General features: G+C 71.6%; 14 protein-coding genes and 1 pseudogene. 5 read left to right on the top strand and 10 right to left on the bottom strand.

The annotated features are described in order from the left end of the window. The first annotated feature begins 163 nt into the window (after positions 1-163). Positions 164-703 (top strand): hypothetical protein, encoded by a 540-nt coding sequence (locus E1295_RS16190; protein ID WP_132631098.1) that lies wholly within the window; start codon positions 164-166, stop codon positions 701-703. A gap of 107 nt (positions 704-810) precedes the next feature. On the opposite strand, the gene E1295_RS16180 is transcribed toward E1295_RS16190, so the two are convergent. The 3 genes from E1295_RS16180 to E1295_RS16170 all read right to left on the bottom strand — a co-directional run bounded on the left by E1295_RS16180 (position 811) and on the right by E1295_RS16170 (position 3,077). Beyond that, the gene (locus E1295_RS16180) at positions 811-1,698 is read right to left on the bottom strand and encodes a hypothetical protein (RefSeq protein WP_132631097.1); all 888 of its coding nucleotides are present in this window, start codon (positions 1,696-1,698) and stop codon (positions 811-813) included. Between the two features lie 141 nt (positions 1,699-1,839). After that, on the bottom strand, positions 1,840-2,496 hold the full coding sequence (locus tag E1295_RS16175) for a TetR/AcrR family transcriptional regulator (RefSeq protein WP_132631096.1): 657 nt from the start codon (positions 2,494-2,496) through the stop codon (positions 1,840-1,842). Further along, positions 2,493-3,077 (bottom strand): TetR/AcrR family transcriptional regulator, encoded by a 585-nt coding sequence (locus E1295_RS16170; protein WP_132631095.1) that lies wholly within the window; start codon positions 3,075-3,077, stop codon positions 2,493-2,495. Before E1295_RS16170 ends, E1295_RS16175 begins: the two co-directional genes overlap by 4 nt. A gap of 97 nt (positions 3,078-3,174) precedes the next feature. On the opposite strand from E1295_RS16170, the gene E1295_RS16165 reads away from it, so the two are divergent. After that, positions 3,175-4,215, top strand: a complete 1,041-nt coding sequence (locus tag E1295_RS16165) for an NAD(P)-dependent alcohol dehydrogenase (RefSeq protein ID WP_132631094.1) — start codon at positions 3,175-3,177, stop codon at positions 4,213-4,215. 10 nt (positions 4,216-4,225) lie between these two features. Here the strand turns inward: E1295_RS16165 and E1295_RS50175 are convergent. From E1295_RS50175 to E1295_RS16140, 4 genes and pseudogenes are all read right to left on the bottom strand, one after another. Then, a pseudogene (locus E1295_RS50175) lies at positions 4,226-6,321 on the bottom strand (ABC transporter ATP-binding protein). Beyond that, positions 6,318-7,232 (bottom strand): ABC transporter permease, encoded by a 915-nt coding sequence (locus tag E1295_RS16150; protein ID WP_132631091.1) that lies wholly within the window; start codon positions 7,230-7,232, stop codon positions 6,318-6,320. Before E1295_RS16150 ends, E1295_RS50175 begins: the two are co-directional and overlap by 4 nt. After that, complete coding sequence (locus tag E1295_RS16145; RefSeq protein ID WP_132631090.1) at positions 7,225-8,205, bottom strand: ABC transporter permease; 981 nt, start codon at positions 8,203-8,205, stop codon at positions 7,225-7,227. The genes E1295_RS16150 and E1295_RS16145 overlap by 8 nt, the downstream gene beginning before the upstream one ends. Positions 8,206-8,211: 6 nt before the next feature. Further along, complete coding sequence (locus E1295_RS16140; RefSeq protein WP_220448742.1) at positions 8,212-9,375, bottom strand: serine hydrolase domain-containing protein; 1,164 nt, start codon at positions 9,373-9,375, stop codon at positions 8,212-8,214. A gap of 183 nt (positions 9,376-9,558) precedes the next feature. On the opposite strand from E1295_RS16140, the gene E1295_RS16135 reads away from it, so the two are divergent. The 3 genes from E1295_RS16135 to E1295_RS16120 are packed head-to-tail and all read left to right on the top strand — an operon-like array spanning position 9,559 to position 14,706. Then, the gene (locus E1295_RS16135) at positions 9,559-11,160 is read left to right on the top strand and encodes an N-acyl-D-amino-acid deacylase family protein (RefSeq protein ID WP_132631088.1); all 1,602 of its coding nucleotides are present in this window, start codon (positions 9,559-9,561) and stop codon (positions 11,158-11,160) included. Positions 11,161-11,177: 17 nt separating this feature from the next. Continuing rightward, positions 11,178-12,947 carry a serine hydrolase gene (locus E1295_RS50940; RefSeq protein ID WP_246080073.1) on the top strand — a complete coding sequence of 590 codons (1,770 nt, stop codon included), beginning with the start codon at positions 11,178-11,180 and terminating at the stop codon, positions 12,945-12,947. A gap of 28 nt (positions 12,948-12,975) precedes the next feature. Continuing rightward, the gene (locus tag E1295_RS16120) at positions 12,976-14,706 is read left to right on the top strand and encodes an ABC transporter family substrate-binding protein (protein ID WP_132631087.1); all 1,731 of its coding nucleotides are present in this window, start codon (positions 12,976-12,978) and stop codon (positions 14,704-14,706) included. Between the two features lie 6 nt (positions 14,707-14,712). Here E1295_RS16120 and E1295_RS16115 read toward each other — a convergent pair whose 3' ends face one another. From E1295_RS16115 to E1295_RS16105, 3 genes are all read right to left on the bottom strand, one after another. Beyond that, positions 14,713-16,359 (bottom strand): helix-turn-helix domain-containing protein, encoded by a 1,647-nt coding sequence (locus E1295_RS16115; protein ID WP_132631086.1) that lies wholly within the window; start codon positions 16,357-16,359, stop codon positions 14,713-14,715. Positions 16,360-16,431: 72 nt separating this feature from the next. Continuing rightward, positions 16,432-17,190 carry an ABC transporter permease gene (locus E1295_RS16110; protein ID WP_132631085.1) on the bottom strand — a complete coding sequence of 253 codons (759 nt, stop codon included), beginning with the start codon at positions 17,188-17,190 and terminating at the stop codon, positions 16,432-16,434. 50 nt (positions 17,191-17,240) lie between these two features. After that, the gene (locus E1295_RS16105; RefSeq protein WP_132631084.1) at positions 17,241-17,978 is read right to left on the bottom strand and encodes an ABC transporter ATP-binding protein; all 738 of its coding nucleotides are present in this window, start codon (positions 17,976-17,978) and stop codon (positions 17,241-17,243) included. Positions 17,979-18,020 lie beyond the last annotated feature (42 nt).

Here is an 18,020-nt window from a genome sequence, read left to right as displayed (position 1 = left end):
CCCTCCGCCCATGCGGTCCCCACAGGCCCCGCCGTCCTCCCAAGCTCCTCCATCTCGGCCCCGGGCGAACGGCGGCGTTGCCGCCGGCGAGGACGCCTCCCGAGGCAGTGCCACACCGCTACGTGCCCGAAGTGGCAGAGGTGCCGCCGGTGGGGGAAAAGGGGTGGCGGCGCGGCGTGTGCGCCGGGCGCTGGCCGAGGCCGGTGAGGCCGAACGCGGGTCGCTGATCCTCACGCTGTCACCCGACGAGGCGGCGGTGCTGCTCGCCGAGCGGTGGACGTTGTTCACGACCGCCGCGGTGGAGGAGATGTGCCGCGAGGCGGCCAGGAGTGCGACGATCCTGCAGATGTTGCTCCCGTCCCGCGCGGGCTGGCTGCTGAACCAGGTGCGCGATCCGCACCTGGTGGCGAGGGTGGTCCTGGAGATGGGCGTCCACCACCGCGGGCTGGTGCTCGACCAGATGCACGATCGGCATTCCGCGGCGGCGATCGAGGCGATGGCGGCCATCGACGTCCGGCGGACCGGGCTCGCCGTCGCCGCGATGCACAAGGACCCGGCGAGTCAGGCACTGAGCCGCCTTCCGCCCGCCACGATCGCCGGGTTGCTGGCGCAGACGCCGCCGGCCTGCCGCGACAGCCTGGTGCCGCTGTTGCCGTCAGGGGTCCGCGAGGAGGTGGCGCGGCGGCTGGCTCGAAGAGGTTGAGAACCGGACACGCACCCTGCGCGAATCCGGAGGCCGCGCCCGTAGCGGCTGCGATCTCGGGGCCGGAGGCCGAGGCCGTGGTGGCTGCGGCCTCCGGCTCGGCGGGCTCAGCCGGACAGGTGGTGCCTGGCGGAGGCGTTGTCCGGCGGGGTCAGGTCCTCCAGGATCGCGTCGATGGGCGCGTCGGCGACGTCCGCGCTGGGCCGGGAGAGGAAGACGTTGACGTGATACTCACCGGCCGCTTCCTTGCCGGTGGGGTCGAGGCCCTGCTCGGCCAGCGCCCGCAGGGCGAACTCCTGCTCCATGTCGTCGGCGAACCGCCGCTGCGGGAAGGTGGCGTCCTCCAGTTGCTCCGTGACGAGGCCGTGGCGGGCGAGCGTGTCGGCCACGGGGGCGAAGTCGACCGTACGCAGGCAGAGGGCGGCGAACCATGGACGGCGATCGGATGAGGTGCAGTCGAGCAGGCGGTCGATCGACCGGTCGGTGATGTAGCCGATGCCGCCGGTGACGGTGATGAGGTCGGCCTCGCCCATGATCTTCGCCAGCTCGGGCGACGGGTCGTTCTGCTCCAGGTTGTCGGACGCCCCGACGTCCAGGAGTCCCACCTGTACGGCGTAGTCGACGGCTGACGAGGCGGTGTCCAGGCCGACCACCCGTGGGGCGGCCCGCCGCCGGTGGCTCCGGTAGAAGCCGCGGTCCTCGTCGATGAGCTCGTCCGTGGCCAGGTGGGCCACCGGATCGTCGCCGTAGTGGTCGTAGAGGTGGTCGAGCGTGAGGTCGCATTTCATCAGCGCCGCGTTCACGCCGTACGAACAGCACAGGTCCACGACGGTCGGGGAGTCGACGTCGAGCGCGTCGAGCACTCTGAGGAAAACCTGCTGCCCGTGATGGGGGACAGCGTAGTCCAGGCTGCCCAGGCGTTCGTAGTACGCCCGAGGATCTGGACGATCGTAAATGTCGTTGAAGTCGGCCTTTACCAGCTTCCGGTCAGTCATCTGATCGTCTGCTCGCACACTCTGCCTCTCTGGGTGGCTGTGTCACTACAGGGACAAACGACCCGTTTAACGTATCACGTGTGATAAATCCCGATTTAGTGGGATTTCCGCTGGGTGGAAGTGCGGCAGGCCAGGGCCGCCCTACACGTCAGGGGAACCGGGCCGGTCGAGCCCGGCCGTGAGCTCGGCGATGGCCGCGTCGCACTGCCGGCCGAGCAGGGCGGTGGCCGACCCGTGGTCCAGGCCCGCCGCCTGGTCGAGCCACCGGTCGAGGACGACGTGGAGCGCCGCCAGGACGGCGGCCGCGCACACCGCCGGATAGAAGCCGTCGCGCCCCGGGGGATCGACGCGCTCGGCGATCGCCTCGGCGAGGGCCTGCTCCTGGGAGGCGAGCACGGCCAGTTGCTGCGGCATCAACGACGGTTCGCGCCGGATGAGCCGCAGCGCCTCGATGTGGTCGTGGCTGACGGCGTCGCCCTCGTTGAGGACGGTCACCACCGCCTCACGGAACGCCCGCAGCACCGACTCCGCGCGCGGCCGGGCCCTGAACTGGGCGATGAGCTGCTCCGCGGCCGCCGACACGGGCGCGACCATGGCCTCTTCCTTGCTGGAGAAGTAGTTGAAGAAGGTCCGCAGCGCGGTGTCCGCCTCGTCGGCGATCTGCTCGACCGTGACGTTGTCGACGCCGTGGCGCAGGGCCAGGCGCAGGGCAGCGTCGCGGAGCGCGGCCCTGGTCGCCTGCTTCTTGCGTTCGCGGCGGCCGAGGACCGGCGGCGCGGCGCCGGCGTGCTCGCTCATGTCATCACGGCGCGCCTGACGCTCTCGCGGAGCAGGGCGCGACGCTGCTCGTGCACGTCGGAGGGCTCGTCGGCGGTCGCGGCGTAGACGTTGCTGACCGGCGACCAGGCCATCGACATCGCGATGACGAGGGCCATCACGTCGAACGGGTCTCCAGGGCGTACGGCGCCTGCTTCCTGTGCCTCGGCGATGGAGCGCAGCTTGTGCTGGTCGAGGCGGTCGGTGTCGGCCACGAGGTGGCCGGAGGGGCGCCGCTCCAGGCGGGCCCAGGTGGCCAGCCTGATGAGGTCGGGGCGGCGGAGGTATTCGTCGTAGAGGCGCACGGCCCAGCCGGCGAGGTCGGTGGCGTCGATCGGGACGACGTTGGTGATCCGTTCGAGCGAGCCGAAGAAGATGGCGTCGAACAACCCTTCCTTGCTGCCGAAGTAGGCGTAGAGCTGCGCCTTGTTGGTGCGTGCGGCCGCCACGATGCGCTCGATGCGCGCCCCGGCGATGCCGTGCTCGGCGAACTCCTCGGTCGCCGCGTCGAGGATGCGGCCGCGGGTCGCGGCGCCCCGGGACGTCAGCGGCTGGTCGGCCATGCCGGCGAGCTTATCAAACAGAACAGTCGGTTTGCCGGGAAGGCGTCCAGCATGCCACCCTGAAAAAAACCGAACAGTCTGTTTATAGGAGCCCGGTATGAGAACCACCGTGGGATGGCGCGCGGACGGCCCCGCGACGACGCTGCGCAAGGCGTCCCTGCGACGACGCGACCTGCGTCCCGGTGACATCGCGGTCCGCGTGGACCACTGCGGCGTCTGCCACACCGACCTGCACGCCGTCCGCGCCCCCCGCGAGGCCGGAGCGTCCGTCGTGCCCGGCCACGAGTTCACCGGTGTGGTGACCGAGACCGGGGCCGGGGTCACCCGATTCGCCGCCGGCGACCCCGTCGCGGTCGGCAACATCGTCGACGCCTGCGGCACGTGCGCCATGTGCCGCGCCGGCCAGGAGAACTTCTGCCACGAATTCCCGACCCTGACCTACGGCGGCACGGACCGCCACGACGGCTCGGCCACCCTCGGGGCCTACTCCCGCGAGTACGTCGTCCGCGACCGCTTCGCCTACCCGCTGCCGGCGGGCCTCGACCCGGCCGCCGCCGCCCCGCTCCTCTGCGCCGGGGTCACCGTGTGGGAGCCGCTCAGCGCGCTCGGCGTGGGGCCCGGCACCCGCGTCGCCGTGGCGGGGCTGGGCGGGCTCGGCCACCTCGCGGTCAAGCTGGCCGTGGCGCTGGGCGCCGAGACCACGGTCATCACCAGGTCGGCGGGCAAGGCCGGCGACGCGCGCAGGCTCGGCGCCCACGACGTGCTCATCTCCTCGGACCCGGACCGGACGGCGGGTTCGCGGGACCGGTTCGACGTCGTCATCGACACCGTCTCCGCTCCCCACGACCTCGCCCCCTACCTGCGGCTCGTGGCCATGGACGGGACCCTCAGCCTCGTCGGGCACCTCGGCCAGGTCACCCTGCAGGCGATGGACCTGCTGGTCGGGCGCAAGAAGCTCAGCTCCGCGGGCAGCGGCGGCCGGCCCGGGACCGCCGCCCTGCTGGACTTCTGCGCCGCGCACGGCGTCACCGCCGACGTCGAGGTGCTCCCGTCGGCGCGCGTCAACGAGGCCCTCGACCGCCTCGAACGCAATGACGTGCGCTACCGCTTCGTCCTCGACCTGTCCGACCTGTCGTGAACCCCGGTCGTCACCCGGCGGCCTGCGGGTAGTGGCAGGCCGCCGGATGGCCGTGGCCGCGGTCGGCCAGCTCGGGCGCCTGCTCGACGCAGGCGCGCCGTTCCTCCGTGGTGAGCTGCGCGAACGTGGGACAGCGCGTACGGAACCTGCACCCGCTCGGCGGGCTGACCGGGTTCGGCATGTCCCCTTCGAGCACGATGCGCTCGCGAGCCCTGATCCGTTCCCGCCGCGGGTCGGGCACGGGGATGGCCGAGATGAGCGCCCGCGTGTACGGGTGCGCGGGCCGGTCGAACAGCTCGTCCCTGTCGCCGATCTCCACCACGCGGCCCAGGTACATCACGGCGACCCGGTGCGCGATGTGCCGCACCACGGACAGGTCGTGGGCGACGAAGAGGTAGGCGAGGCCCAGCCGCTGCTGGAGGTCCTCCAGCAGGTTCACCACGCCGGCCTGGATCGACACGTCGAGAGCCGACACGGGCTCGTCCAGGACGAGCAGCTCGGGCCGCATCGCCAGCGCCCGGGCGATGCCGACGCGCTGCCGCTGCCCACCGGAGAACTCGTGCGGGTAGCGGTTGCCGTGCTCGGGGTTGAGCCCGACGTCGGCGAGCAGCTCCCGCACCCGGTCGGGCCCGTCCTGCCGGTAGGTGCCGTGGATGCGCAGCGGTTCGGCGATCGCGTCGCTGACCGTCATGCGGGGGTCGAGGGACGCGTACGGGTCCTGGAAGACGATCTGGATACGCTGCCGCAGGCGGCGCATCTCCGCGGCCGTCACGGCGCCGAGGTCCTGGCCGTCGAGCAGCACCCGCCCCGAGGTCGGCGGCTGCAGGTTGAGCACAGCCCGCCCGGTGGTGGACTTGCCGCAGCCCGACTCGCCGACCAGGCCGAGCGTCTCGCCGCGGCGCAGGTCGAACGAGACCCCGCACACGGCGTGCACGTCGCCCGTCGTCCGCCGCAGGAGCCCCTTGCCGCGCACCGGATAGTGTTTGACCAGGTCCCGCACGGACAACAGCGGTCCCTCGCTCATGGCGCACCTCCAGCGGCGGCATCGTCGGCGGCGTGGTCGGCAGCGTGGTCTGCAGGGTCGTCGGACGACGGCACGAAGACGTCCTCGGGCCGCTTCCCCTCCAGGTCGGCGGAGAAGTGACAGGCGGCCAGGTGGCCGGGTTCCGAGGTGGCGACCGGTTCAGGCTCGGTCGTCTCGCAGATCGCCTGCCGCATCGGGCAGCGCGGCGCGAACGGGCATCCGGGCGGCAGGTCGAGCAGCGACGGCGGCGACCCGGCGATCGGCGTCAACCGCTCGCCCCTGCGGCCGTCGTCGAGCCGGGGCAGGCTGCCGAGCAGACCCAGCGTGTACGGCATCCGCGGCGTGTAGTAGATGTCGTCGACGCCGCCCAGCTCCACGGGACGGCCGGCGTACATGACGAGCACCCGGTCGGCGGCCCCGGCGACGACGCCGAGGTCGTGGGTGATCAGCACCATGGCGGCGTCGGTGGCGGCCCGCGCGGTCTCCAGCGCCCTGAGCACCTGGGCCTGCACGGTGACGTCGAGCGCGGTGGTCGGCTCGTCGGCGATGATGACGTCCGGCGAGTTGGCCATGGCGGTGGCGATGACGACGCGCTGGCGCATGCCGCCGGAGAACTGGTGCGGATAGTCGCGGGCGCGTTCGCGGGGCCGGGGGATCTGCATCAGGGCGAGCAGTTCGACGGCGCGTTCGCGGGCCTGCGCGGCGCTGACGTCGTTGTGCGCCCTGACCGCCTCGGCGATCTGGTCGCCCACGGGGTAGACGGGGTTGAGCGAGGTCATCGGGTCCTGGAAGACCATCGCGATACGGCCGCCGCGCAGGGCCCGCATCCGCTTGTCGGGCACTCCGATCAGCTCCTGGCCGCGGAACCTGACCGAGCCGCCGATCCGCGCCGAGGCCGGCAGCAGGCCCATCACCGCCATCGAGGTGACCGACTTGCCGGAGCCGGACTCGCCGACGATGCCGAGCACCTCGCCGCGCCGCAGCTCGTAGCTGACCCCGCGTACGGCTCTGACCAGGCCGTCCTCCGTGGGGAACGACACGGTGAGGTCCTCGACCTGGAGCACCGCCTCGTGTTCGCTCATGAGCGCGCCTTCCGCTGGGTCGGGTCGAAGGCGTCGCGCAGCCCGTCGCCGATGAAGTTGATGGACAGGGCGATCACCACGATGAACGCGCCGGGGAAGTAGAACAGCCACGGCCGGGTGCTGACCGCGGTGTCGGCCTCGCTGACCAGGAGGCCGAGCGAGGTGTCGGGCGGCTGCACGCCGAGGCCGAGGAACGACAGGGCCGTCTCGACGAGGATGGCGGCGGCCACGAGGATGGTGACGTTGACGATGATGGGGCCGAGCGCGTTCGGGATCAGATGCCGGAAGATGATCCAGCGGTCGGTGGCGCCGAGCGCGCGGCTCGCCTCGACGTACTCCTTCTCCCGCAGCGACAGCACGACGCCGCGCACGACGCGGGACACGTACGCCCACTGGAGGGCGGCGATGACGAGCGCGACGAACCACCAGGAGCCGTTGGTCGCGCGGGTCAGCACGGCGGCGACCGCCAGCAGCGGCAGCGTGAGGACGAGGTCGGCGATCCGCATCATCACGCTGTCGGTGATGCCGCGGTAGTAGCCGGAGAAGGCTCCCCACAGCGTGCCGACCAGCCCGGCGAGGAACGCGATGAGCAGCGCGATCTCGATCGACCGTTGCGTGCCGCGCAGCACCTGGGCGAACGTGTCGTGGCCGAGGTTGTCGGTGCCGAACGGATGCTCCAGCGAGGGCGGCTGCGACACCGCCGAGGTGATGTCGGCGTAGTCGTAGCGCCAGAGCGCGCCGCCCGCGAAGGCCAGCAGCACGACGGCGACGAACACGACCAGGCTGGTCACGGCGGCCTTGTGCCGCAGGAACCGGCGCAGCACCAGCTCGCCCTGGCTGCGCCGGCGCACCCCGGCGGCCGGTCGCGCGCTCGATGAGGGGCGGGGCGCCGCCTCGGTGTGGTCACTCATGGCGGATCCGGGGGTCGAGGAGGGCGTACAGCAGGTCGGCGATCAGGTTGAAGACGATGACCGCGACGGCGATGACCAGCAGCCAGGCGAGCACCGCGTAGGCGTCGCGCTGGTTGACGGAGGTGACGAGGAACTCGCCGAGCCCGCGCCACTGGAAGACCGTCTCGGTGATCACGGCGCCGGAGATGAGCGTCGCGAAGTCGAGCGCGGTGACGGTGGTCATGGGGATGAGCGCCGTGCGCAGGGCATGCCGTACGATCACGCGCCGCCTGGACAGCCCCTTGGCGCGGGCGAACAGCACGTAGTCGCTGTTGAGCACGTCCAGCATGGACGCCCGCTGGAACCGGCTCCACGCGCCGAACGAGAGCAGCGCCAGCGAGATCGTCGGCAGCACCATGTGACCCGCGGTGTCGGCCAGTTGCGCCCAGGCGCCGCCCTCGACGATGACGGATCTGTCCCCGATCGTGTACACGACCTGGTCGCCGAGGAGGTTGTTGAGCGAGATCCCGCCCTGCTTGAGCAGCACGGCGAACCAGAACGACGGCATCGACAGGAACAGGAACGCGGCGAACGTGAACCCGTAGTCGATGCCCGAGTACTGTTTGACCGCGCTGATCACGCCCACGACCACGGCGAGGACGAGGGCGAGGAGCACGGCCACGGCGACCAGCCGCAGGGTGACCCCGAACCGGGCGGCGATCTCGTGGCCGATGTCCACGTTGGTCCGCACGGAGGGGCCGAAGTCGCCCTGCGCCACGCCGGTGATCCAGGTCCAATACCGTTGCAGCGGCGGTTCGTCCAGGTGCAGCCGCTGCTCCTCGACCGCGATCACCTGCGGCGACGGCGGCGGGTTGCGGCCCTTCAGGCCCGCGAGCGGGTCGCCTGCCATGGTCACGAGCAGGAAGACGACGAAGGTCGACGCCACGATCACCGGGATGGAGATCAGGAGCCGGCGGAGTGTGTACGTGAGCACGGGTCGCTACCAGATCTCTCGCACGGCGTCGAAAATCTTGGGCGCGCTGCGGTCGATCGCGGGATAGGTGGTCTGGTCGTTGCTCAGCAGGATGACGGAGATGTCCTGGTCCGGGAACATGGCGTGCATGGTACGGAACCCGCCCATGCCGCCGTTGTGCCAGATGTACGGCTTGCCGTCGTGTTTCTGGATCACCCAGCCGCACGCGTAACCGTCGAGCTCGGGGGTGAACATCATCCGCAGCGTCTTCTGGCGGAACAGGCCGGGCCGCGACAGCGCCGCGTCCCACACGGCGAGGTCGCGCGCGCTGCCGGTCAGCCCGCCGGCGCCCGTCAGCCATGGCAGGCTCCACTGGTACGCGCGGCGCACCCCGTCGGTCTCGGCGTAGTAGCCGAGGGCGACGTCCCGGCTGCCGCGCGCTGGATAGCCCTGGGTCGTGTCACGCATCCGCAGAGGGCCGAAGAAGTGGCGCTGCAGGAACCGGCCGAGAGGCATCCTGGCCACCTTCTGCACCACCAGCGCGAGCAGCAGGAAGTTGCTGTTGCTGTAGGCGTACTTCGATCCGGGCTCGAACTGGAGCGGCAGCGACTCCAGTTTCGTGACGACCGCCGAGTGGTCGGTCTCCCCGGAGGCGACGAAGGCGTCGTATGCGGGCTGGAACAGCGGAAAGTTGTTGTAGTCGGGAATGCCGGTCACCTGGTGCATCAGCTGGAGCAAGGTGACGTCGGCGGCCCGCCGGTAGCCGGGCAGGAACGTGCCGAGCCGGTCGTGGACCGACAGCTTGCCCCGCTCATGGAGCAGCAGGACCGCGGCCGCCGTGAACCCCTTGCTGATGGAGCCGAGGTTGTGGACGGTGTCGAAGGTGGGCCGCCGCCGGCCCCGCGGCAGGTGGAGCACCTCGTCGAGCTGCTTCACCTTGAAGAAGTCCTCGCCGGTGAAGTGGTCGGGCAGGCCGCGGTCGCGCAGGCCGTAGCCCTTCGCGAACACCGTACGGCCCTTCTTGCTCACGGCCACGGTGACGCCGGCGCCCTCCGGCTCGATGGCGGCGACGATCTCGTCGATGCGACGGTGCCAGTCCGGGCGATGCCGGCCGGTCGAGGCGGCCCGCGCACCCGGAACCACCCCGGCGCTGATCACCGCCCCGCCCGCACCGGCGAGAGACGCCTTCAACAGCGTCCGCCTCGTGGCTGCGCTTTCCATGCTCGACCTCCGTGTCGTCGTACCGCACACGCCTAGGAGCTCAGTGCAGTCCACCGGCCCGGCGGGCTCTTCGTGGAGAGGGACGTAAAGTCGCCGCCGAGTTCGTGCGATCGGATGAACTGCTGCGTGGCCCCGGCGTCGCAGGATGCTCGCATGTCGACGACCCTGGTGATTCGCGGTGGCACAGTCCATGACGGCAGCGGCGGGCCGGGCCGCGTGGCCGACGTGCTCGTCGAGGGCGACCGGATCCTCGCGGTGGGCCCCGGCGGGGGCGACGTGGACGCGCCCGTGCTCGACGCCACCGGCCTGGTGGTCGCGCCCGGGTTCGTGAACGTGCTCAGCCACGCGTACTTCACGCTGGAGCGGGACGGCCGCGGGCTGTCGGACCTCTACCAGGGCGTGACCACCCAGGTCTTCGGCGAGGGGATCTCGATCGGCCCGCTCACCGCCGCGATCAGGGCGGAGCTCGAACCCGGCATGACGCCTGACGATCCGCCGCTGACCTGGGAGCGCCTGTCGGAGTTCCTCGCCCACCTCGAGGCCAAGGGGGTGTCCCAGAACGTCGCGAGCTTCGTCGGTGCGCACAACCTGCGCATGATCGGGGCGGGCGCGGACGACCGGCCGATGACCGCGGCCGAGCTCTCCCACGTCCGCGGCGTCCTCGACGAGGAGATGGCCGACGGCGCGCTGGGCCTCGGGTCGGCGCTCATCTACCCGCCGGGGTGCTTCGCCCCGACCGACGAGCTGGTGGCGTTGTGCGAGGTCGTCGCGCGGCACGGCGGCATGTACATCTCCCACATGCGCAGCGAGGGCGACCACTTCCTCGACGCCGTGGACGAGCTGATCGAGATCGGCCGCCGGGCGGAGCTGCACGCGGAGATCTACCACCTCAAGACCGCGGGACGGCACAACTGGCCGAAGATGGAGCGGGCCATCGAGCGCATCGAGGCGGCCAGGGCCGCGGGCCGGCCGGTGACCGCCGACGTCTATCCCTATCTCGCCGGGCAGACCTCGCTCGGCGCCTCCATCCCGCCGCAGTTCCACGACGGCGGTCACGAGGCGCTCGTGGCCAGGCTCGCCGACCCCGGCGAACGCGCCCGCATCCGCGAGGCCGTCGTCACGCCGTCGGAGCGCTGGGAGAACCTCTACCTCGCCGCCGGCGGCGCGAGCGGCGTCATGCTGCTTCCCGACCCGGACGGGCCGGTGGCGGAGCACCGCGGGCTCAGCCTGGCCCAGGCGGCGCAGGCGGTCGGCGCCGACCCGGTGGAGCTGCTGCTGCGGCTGGTCGAGCAGGAGCCGGCGCTGCACGCGATGTACTTCATGATGAACGAGGACACCCTGCGTACGGCCCTGCGCGAGCCGTGGGTGTCGGTCTGCTCCGACGCCCCCACCTTCGCCGCCGAACCGCCGTACTCCGACGTGCCCACCCATCCTCGCGCCTACGGCAGCTTCGCCCGCATCCTCGGCACGTACGTGCGCGAGCAGTCGCTGCTCACCCTCGGCGAGGCCGTGCGCCGGATGTCGAGCCTGCCGGCGGGCAACCTCGGCCTGCGCGACCGCGGTGTGCTCGCCCCCGGCAACTACGCCGACGTCGTCGTGTTCGACCCGGACACGGTCGGCGACGTCGCGACGTACGACAACCCCCACCAGTACGCGACCGGGATGCGGCACGTGGTGGTCAACGGACAGACCGCGTTCGCCGACGGCGTACCCACCGGGCGCCTGCCCGGCCGGGCTCTGCGGCGCCGGCGCTGACACGACAGGAGGAACATGTGAAGGAGCAGGTGGAGCAGGTTCTCGGCGAGGTCGGCGCGCGGGCGTGGGCGCACGCCGTCGACCTCGACAGCGGCGAGGAGATCGGGTACGGCGAGGACGGGCTCGTGGTGCTGGCCAGCGTCTTCAAGATCCCGGTGCTCGTGGAGTCGTTCCGGCGGTTCGGCGACGGGCGGCTCGACCCCGCCGCGCGGATCGATGTACCCGTCGAAGGGCGTTCGGCGGGGCCGACCGGGTTGTCGGTGATGGCCGACCCGATCGAGCTCTCGCTGCGCGACATCGCCTACTGGATGATGAGCGTCAGCGACAACGCCGCCACGGACCTGCTCGTCGACCTGCTCGGCACCGAGGCGATCAACGCCACCCTGCGCGAGCTCGGCCTGAGCGTCACCCGGGTCGACGGCACCTGCGACGACATCTACCAGAGCATCTACGAGGACGTGCCGGACCCGGAGGCCGGCCCCGAGGTGTGGCGCGCCGCCCGCGCGGTCGACCCGGAGCGGTCCCTGCAGGCAGGCACCCCCCGCGAGATCACCCGGCTGCTCGCCGCCGTCTGGAACGACGAGGCGGCGCCCGCCGAGCAGTGCGCGGAGATGCGCCGCATCCTCGGCCTGCAGGCCTGGCCGCACCGCCTGCGCTCCGGGTTCACCGAGCCGGACGCGCGGGTGAGCGCCAAGACGGGCACCCTGCGGTTCTGGCGCAACGAGGTCGGCGTCGTCGAGCTCGGCGGCCGCCGCTTCGCCGTCGCCGTCTTCGTACGGACCGACTCCTACGAATACCGCATCCCCGCCGCGGATGCCTGCGTCGGCACGGTGGCCAGGCTGGCCGTCGACCACCTGCGCGGGACCGCGACCCGCCTCCGGCCGCGGAGCACCGCCAGGGCGGCGACCCCCGGCGAGATCCGCGACCACGCCCGCGAGCTCGGTGCCGACATCTGGCTGCACGCGCGCGACCTGGAGACCGGCCGATCGGTGGGCGTCGGGGAGAACACTTCGGTGGTCACCGCCTCGGTGCTCAAGGTGCCGGTCGCCCTCGAACTGGCCCGCCGGTCGGTGGCGGGGGAGATCGACCTGACCGAGCGGATCACGGTGCCGCCGGGCGGAGTGCCGTCGCCGTACGGGCTGTCGGTGCAGCGCGACGACACCGTCATCTCGTACCGGGATCTCGCCCACCTGATGATCGTGATCAGCGACAACGTGGCCACCGACCTCGTCATCGACCGGGTCGGCAAGGACCGCGTGGCGGCACTGCTGGCCGAGCTGGGCCTCACCGCGACGGCCGTGCCGCAGAACTGCGCGGAGATCCTGGCCTCCCTGGAGGAGGACCTCGACATCGACTACCGCGACGACGAGCGGCAACTGGCCGGGGTGCCGCTGGAACGCCTCCAGGCGCTGCGGGCGCTGGTGCCCGAGCGGACCTGCCGGACGACGCCCGAGGAGATCACCCGGCTGCTCGCCGGCATCTGGCGGGACGAGGCGGCCCCGCCCGAGGCGTGCGCGCTCGTACGCGGCTGGATGGGCGACCAGATCTGGCCACACCGGCTGACCAGCGGGTTCCCCGGGGACGACATCGTGATCAGCGGCAAGACGGGCACCCTCCCGCTGGTCCGCAACGAGGTCGGCGTGGTCGAGTACGCCGACGGCGGCAGGTACGCCGTGGGCGTCTTCACCCGGGCCGAAGACCCCGCACCCAACGCCCCCTACCTCGACGCGCTGCTCGGCTGGGCGGCGGCCAACGCGGTCGCGCAGCTGCGCGGCGAGCGTCCCTGACCCTTTCCCTCTGCATCTGGAGCAGACCATGGCTTTCCGCAGGAAGCACTCCCTGGCCCTGACGACGAGCGCCGTGGCACTGCTGCTCGCCGCCTGCGCGGGCGGAGGCGGCGGCACGGCGTCCGGCGACGGCCGTGTCTCCGGCGACGTGAACACGGTGAACACCGCGAAGGTCGCCACGGGCGGCACGGCGACCTACAGCATCACCTATCCGATCTCCAACTGGAACGTGCTGAACTCCGCCGGCGCGACCTACTCGGTGCTCGACATCTCGGGCGTGCTGCTGCCCGGCGCGTTCATGATTAAGCCGGACAATACGCCGGTCCGCAACGAGACGTTCGTGACGAGCGCGGAGAAGGTCGGCGACTCCCCGCAGACGATCAAGTACACGATCGACCCGAAGGCGGTCTGGTCCGACGGCCGGCCGATCACGGCGGACGACTTCGCCTACACCTGGCGGGCCCTCGACCCGCGCGAGTGCCCCAAGTGCCAGGCGTCCAACACGGCCGGCTACGACCGGATCAAGTCGGTCAAGGGCTCGGACGACGGTCGCACGGTCACCGTCGTCTTCGACAAGCCGTACGTCGACTGGCAGGCGCTGTTCTCGCCGGTCCTGCCGGCCCACGTCGCGGAGACGTACGGGCCGACCGATACCGCCGAGGGCCTGGAGAAGAGCTTCAACGAGGGGTTCGCCAAGTCGGTGCCGAAGTTCTCGGCGGGGCCGTTCCGCATCGAGGAGTACACCGCCGACGGTTCCGTGGTGATGGTCCGCAACGAGAAGTGGTGGGGCCCGCCCCCGAACCTGGACAAGCTGGTCTTCCGGCTCATCACGGACGTCGCGCAGCAACCGACCTCGCTGGCCAACGGGGAGGTCGACGTCATCTACCCGAACCCGCAGGTGGACATCGTCCAGCAGGTCGAGGAGCTGCCCGGGGTCCGCTACCAGGTGACGCCGGGCTCGTCGGTCCACAAGCTGTGGCTGAACCTCAACGCCCGCGCCCTGCAGGAGGTCGCCCTGCGCAAGGCGATCTTCCAGGCGGTCCGCGTCCAGGACGTGATCGACAAGACGATCGGGCAGTTCGACGACACCGCGAAACCGCTGCTGAGCCACATGTTCGTGGACGGCGCGCCCGGCTACGCCGACGTGGTGAGCGAGTACGACTACGGCGTCGGCGACGTCGAGAAGGCGAAGAAGACGCTGACCGACGCGGGGTACACCGGGGTCGGATCGAAGCTCGCCGACCCCGGCGGCAAGGCCGTGCCCCCGCTGCGCATCGTGGTGCAGGCGGGAGACCAGCTGCGCGCCAGCGAGGCGCAGCTCGTCAAGGCGGCTCTGGCGCCGCTGGGCCTGGACGTGCAGGTCGCCACCGTGGCCAACACCATCGAGGCCGTGCAGGAAGGCAACTGGGCGATGACGGTCGCCACGGTGACGCAGTCGCCGTTCGCCGCGACCAGCAACATCCCCTACTACCTGAGCTGCCCCGATGACACGACCTTCTGCCGGTTCAACCTCAACAACTACGGCAACCCCAAGGTCGACCGGCTGCTCAACGAGGCGCTGTCGGCCGGCGGCGCGGAGGAGGCGACGAAGAAGCTGCAGGAGGCCGACAGGATCGTCTCGTCGGACTACGCGATCCTGCCGCTCTACCAGAACAGGTCGTTCCTCGCCTACAGCGCGAAGCTCGGCAACGTCAGGGACAACAGCCTGGGGTTCCCGACCTACAACACCGAGCAGTGGGGCCTGCTGGGCGAGTCGTGACGGGCGTCACCGGGACCGGGCGGATCCTGCCTCCTTGACCACGCCCCGGTCCCGGGCGACGCGGAAGAGGCGCAGCTGCAACGTCGCGGCGAGCCGCGCGTCGGCGTCGGTGAGGTCGATACCGGTGATCTCGCACACGCGGCGCAGCCTGTACCGGAACGAGTTGGGGTGCAGGTGCATCGCGGCGGCCGCCTCCGCGACGTTGCCGAAGGCGTCGAGGTAGGCCGACAGGGTGTCGACGAAGCCGCTCTCGTGCTCGGCGTCGTAGTCCACCAGCGCCCCGAGCGAGCCGAGGTGGAGCTCGCCGTCCTCGGCGACGAGGTCGGCCAGGCGCAGGAGCAGCGACTCCACCTGCACGTCGCTGTAGCGGGCGATGCGCCTGCCGCGCCGGTCGGTCTGCAGCACCCGCAGCGCCCGGTCGGCCTCGCGGCGCGAATGGGTCACCTCGGCGAGTGACGTGGTGGCCCGCCCGACCCCGATGACGGCGTCCGTACGGGCTCCCACCCGGGCGAGGAAGTCCACCGCCAGCCGGACGACGGACGCCGTGCCGTCACGGTCGCCGCTCGCGCCGACGGGCAGCACGACGTACGTGGTGCCGCCGAGCAGGGCCGCGGCCGAGCGCGGGTGCACGGCGGCGAAGTGCAGGGCGAGGGCGTCGCGCAGCCGTTGCATGGCCGCCTCGGTGTCCGCGGCGTCGCCCGTGACGACCCGGGCGGCCATCACGCAGAGCCGGCCGTCGGTGAGGCCGAGACGGTTGGCCGCCTCCGGCGCTCCGGGCCCGCCCTCCAGCACCATGGCCACCAGGTCGGCGCTGAGCCTGCGCCCGACGTCGGCCCCCGCCCTGGCCCTGAGCATGTGCAGCGCCACGATCTTGGCCGAGTCGGCGAAGGCCGCGGCTCGCGCCTCGGACAGCGGCTCCTTGACCACGGCCCACATCGAGCCGAGCACCTCGTCCCCGGCCCTGACGACGATGGCGACCCGCGGCATCATGTCCTCGGCCAGGGGCTCCACGTAGACGGGGGTGCCCTTGGACAGCTCGCGGAACGCGCCGCGCCGTTCCAGCAGCTGCGTGTAGCGGTCGGGCACCTGCCGGCCGAGGATGGTCTCGACCCGGCCCTGGTCGGCGCCGTGCTGGTGGCCGGAGAAGGCCAGCACGCGCGAGGCGCGGTCCTCGATCGTCACGGGCGCGTCGAGCAGCGCCCCGACGGCGTTCGCGAGGGCGAACAGGTCACCGGCCGGCGCGCCTGCGAGCAGGTCGGCCCCGCCGGCGACGTCGGTCGTGGCCGGCGGCAACGCCCTCAGCATGGCGGCCACGTGCGACCACGAGGCCGCGCGGTTGAGCCCGAACAGCGCCACGCCGCTGTCGCGCACCGCCGCGGCGACGGCTTCGTCCGCGGTCACCGGGTGCTTGACGACGAGCCCCACCGCACGGCGCTCGCCGAGGCGGCGCAGCAGTTCGGCGATCGCGTCGTTGTCGTGCAGACCGACTCCGAGCACCAGTTCGCCCGGTTCGACGATGAGTTCGTCGCCCGGACCGTGAATCGCCACGCCTGTCAGCTCGCCGTCGAGGTCCCCGGGAGACGCGATGAGGTCGAGCAACATGCGTCCGAGGTCGTCGAGCAACCGCGAAAGCCGCGCTCTTGGTGCAACCATCGCTGCCCGATCCTAAGCCCCACTTCGGACAAAACGCCAGGTCTTCGGCGTACGAGCTCTGCGCGGCCCCGGTCAGTCCCACCGGAAGAACACGGCCGCGACGACGCCGCCGACGAGGACCGTCACGGACAGGCTCACCAGATGGAGGGGCTCGATCGGGGTGCCCGCCCAGGCGTTCGACAGGACCTCGACGGTGGCGCCGAACGGCAGCCACTCGCCCACCATGGCCAGCGTCTCGGGCATGTTGTCCCGGCTGCCGAACAGCCCGCCGAGCGCGCCGAGGCCGAAGAAGGCGACGAGCCCGATCGCCACGGCCGAGTTCGGCGTCGGGGCGACGGCGGCCACGATCATGCCGACCGCGTACATCGCCGCGGTCGCGAGCAGCAGCAGGCCGAGCGCCGTCATGGGACGCAGCGGGAGGTTGGCGTCGAACACCAGCATGGCCACGGTGATCGCCATCCCGATGCCGATGATCGTCTGCAGCGCGCTCACCACGGTCTGGGCGATCAGCACCATGGCCGGCGAGGCCGGCGTGACCGACAGGCGGCGCAGGATCCCGGTACGCCGGTAGTACGCCAGGAAGCTGGGCATGTTGACGACGCCGATGGTGGCGATGACGATGGTCAGCACCAGGGGGAGGACGTACAGGTCGAGCGCGGTGAGGCCGTTCACCACCTGGCCGCCGGCCGCCGAGGCGTTCATCACGAGGATCAGCATCGGCAGCCCGATGGGCACGACGAGCCCGGCCGTGTCACGGACGACCATTTTGGCCTCGCACCGGATGAGCGTCAGCCACGACCCGAGGCCGGGACGGCGGGCTTCGGCTGTCATGAGGTTCCCTCCGGCCGTGAAACGAGATGGGGGACGAACGTCGTCGGCGGTCATGAGAGCTCCTCCGCCCGCGATCCGGTAAGGGCGACGAACGCGTCGTCGAGGTTCGCGGCCCCCGTTCCGGCCACCAGCCCGGCGGGCGTGTCGAGCGCCACGAGGCGGCCGGAGTCGAGCAGGGCCACCCGGTCGCAGAGCCGCTCCACCTCCTCCATCGCGTGGCTCACGAGCAGGACCGTGACCCCCTCGTCGCGCAGCCGCTCGACCGCGGCCCACATCCGCCGGCGCGTACGCGGGTCCAGCCCGGTCGTGAGCTCGTCGAGGATCACGACGCGGGGCCGCCCGACGAGGGCCACGGCGATGGACAGCCGCTGCTGCTGGCCGCCGGAGAGCTTCTCGAAGCGGGTCGTACGCCGGTCGGTCAGCCCGACGAGCTCCAGGACCTCCCCGACGGGTCGCGGATGCGGGTAGAAACTGTGGAACAAGCCGATGAGCTCCGTGACCGTCAGCGCGTGGTGGAGCTGGGCCTCCTGGAGCTGGACCCCGAGCACCTGGCGGAGCCTCGCGCGGTCGCGCCCCGGATCGAGGCCGAGCACGCGGACGCGCCCGCTGTCGGGTGTCCGCAGCCCGGCGATCATCTCCACCGTGGTGGTCTTGCCGGCTCCGTTGCTGCCGAGGATGCCAAGGATCTCGCCCGTCCCGACGCGCAGGCTCACATCGTCGACCGCCACCGTGTCGCCGTAGCGTTTGCGGAGGTTCGCGGCCTCCACTGCCGTGTCCGTCTCTTCCATGCGGCGACGTTAGGCGGGCCCGGCGGGCGCGCGCCTGTGCCG

The sequence above is a fragment of the Nonomuraea mesophila genome, assembly GCF_004352805.1.
Lineage (GTDB): Bacteria > Actinomycetota > Actinomycetes > Streptosporangiales > Streptosporangiaceae > Nonomuraea > Nonomuraea longispora.
This window is presented reverse-complemented; position numbering and strand designations above follow the sequence as displayed.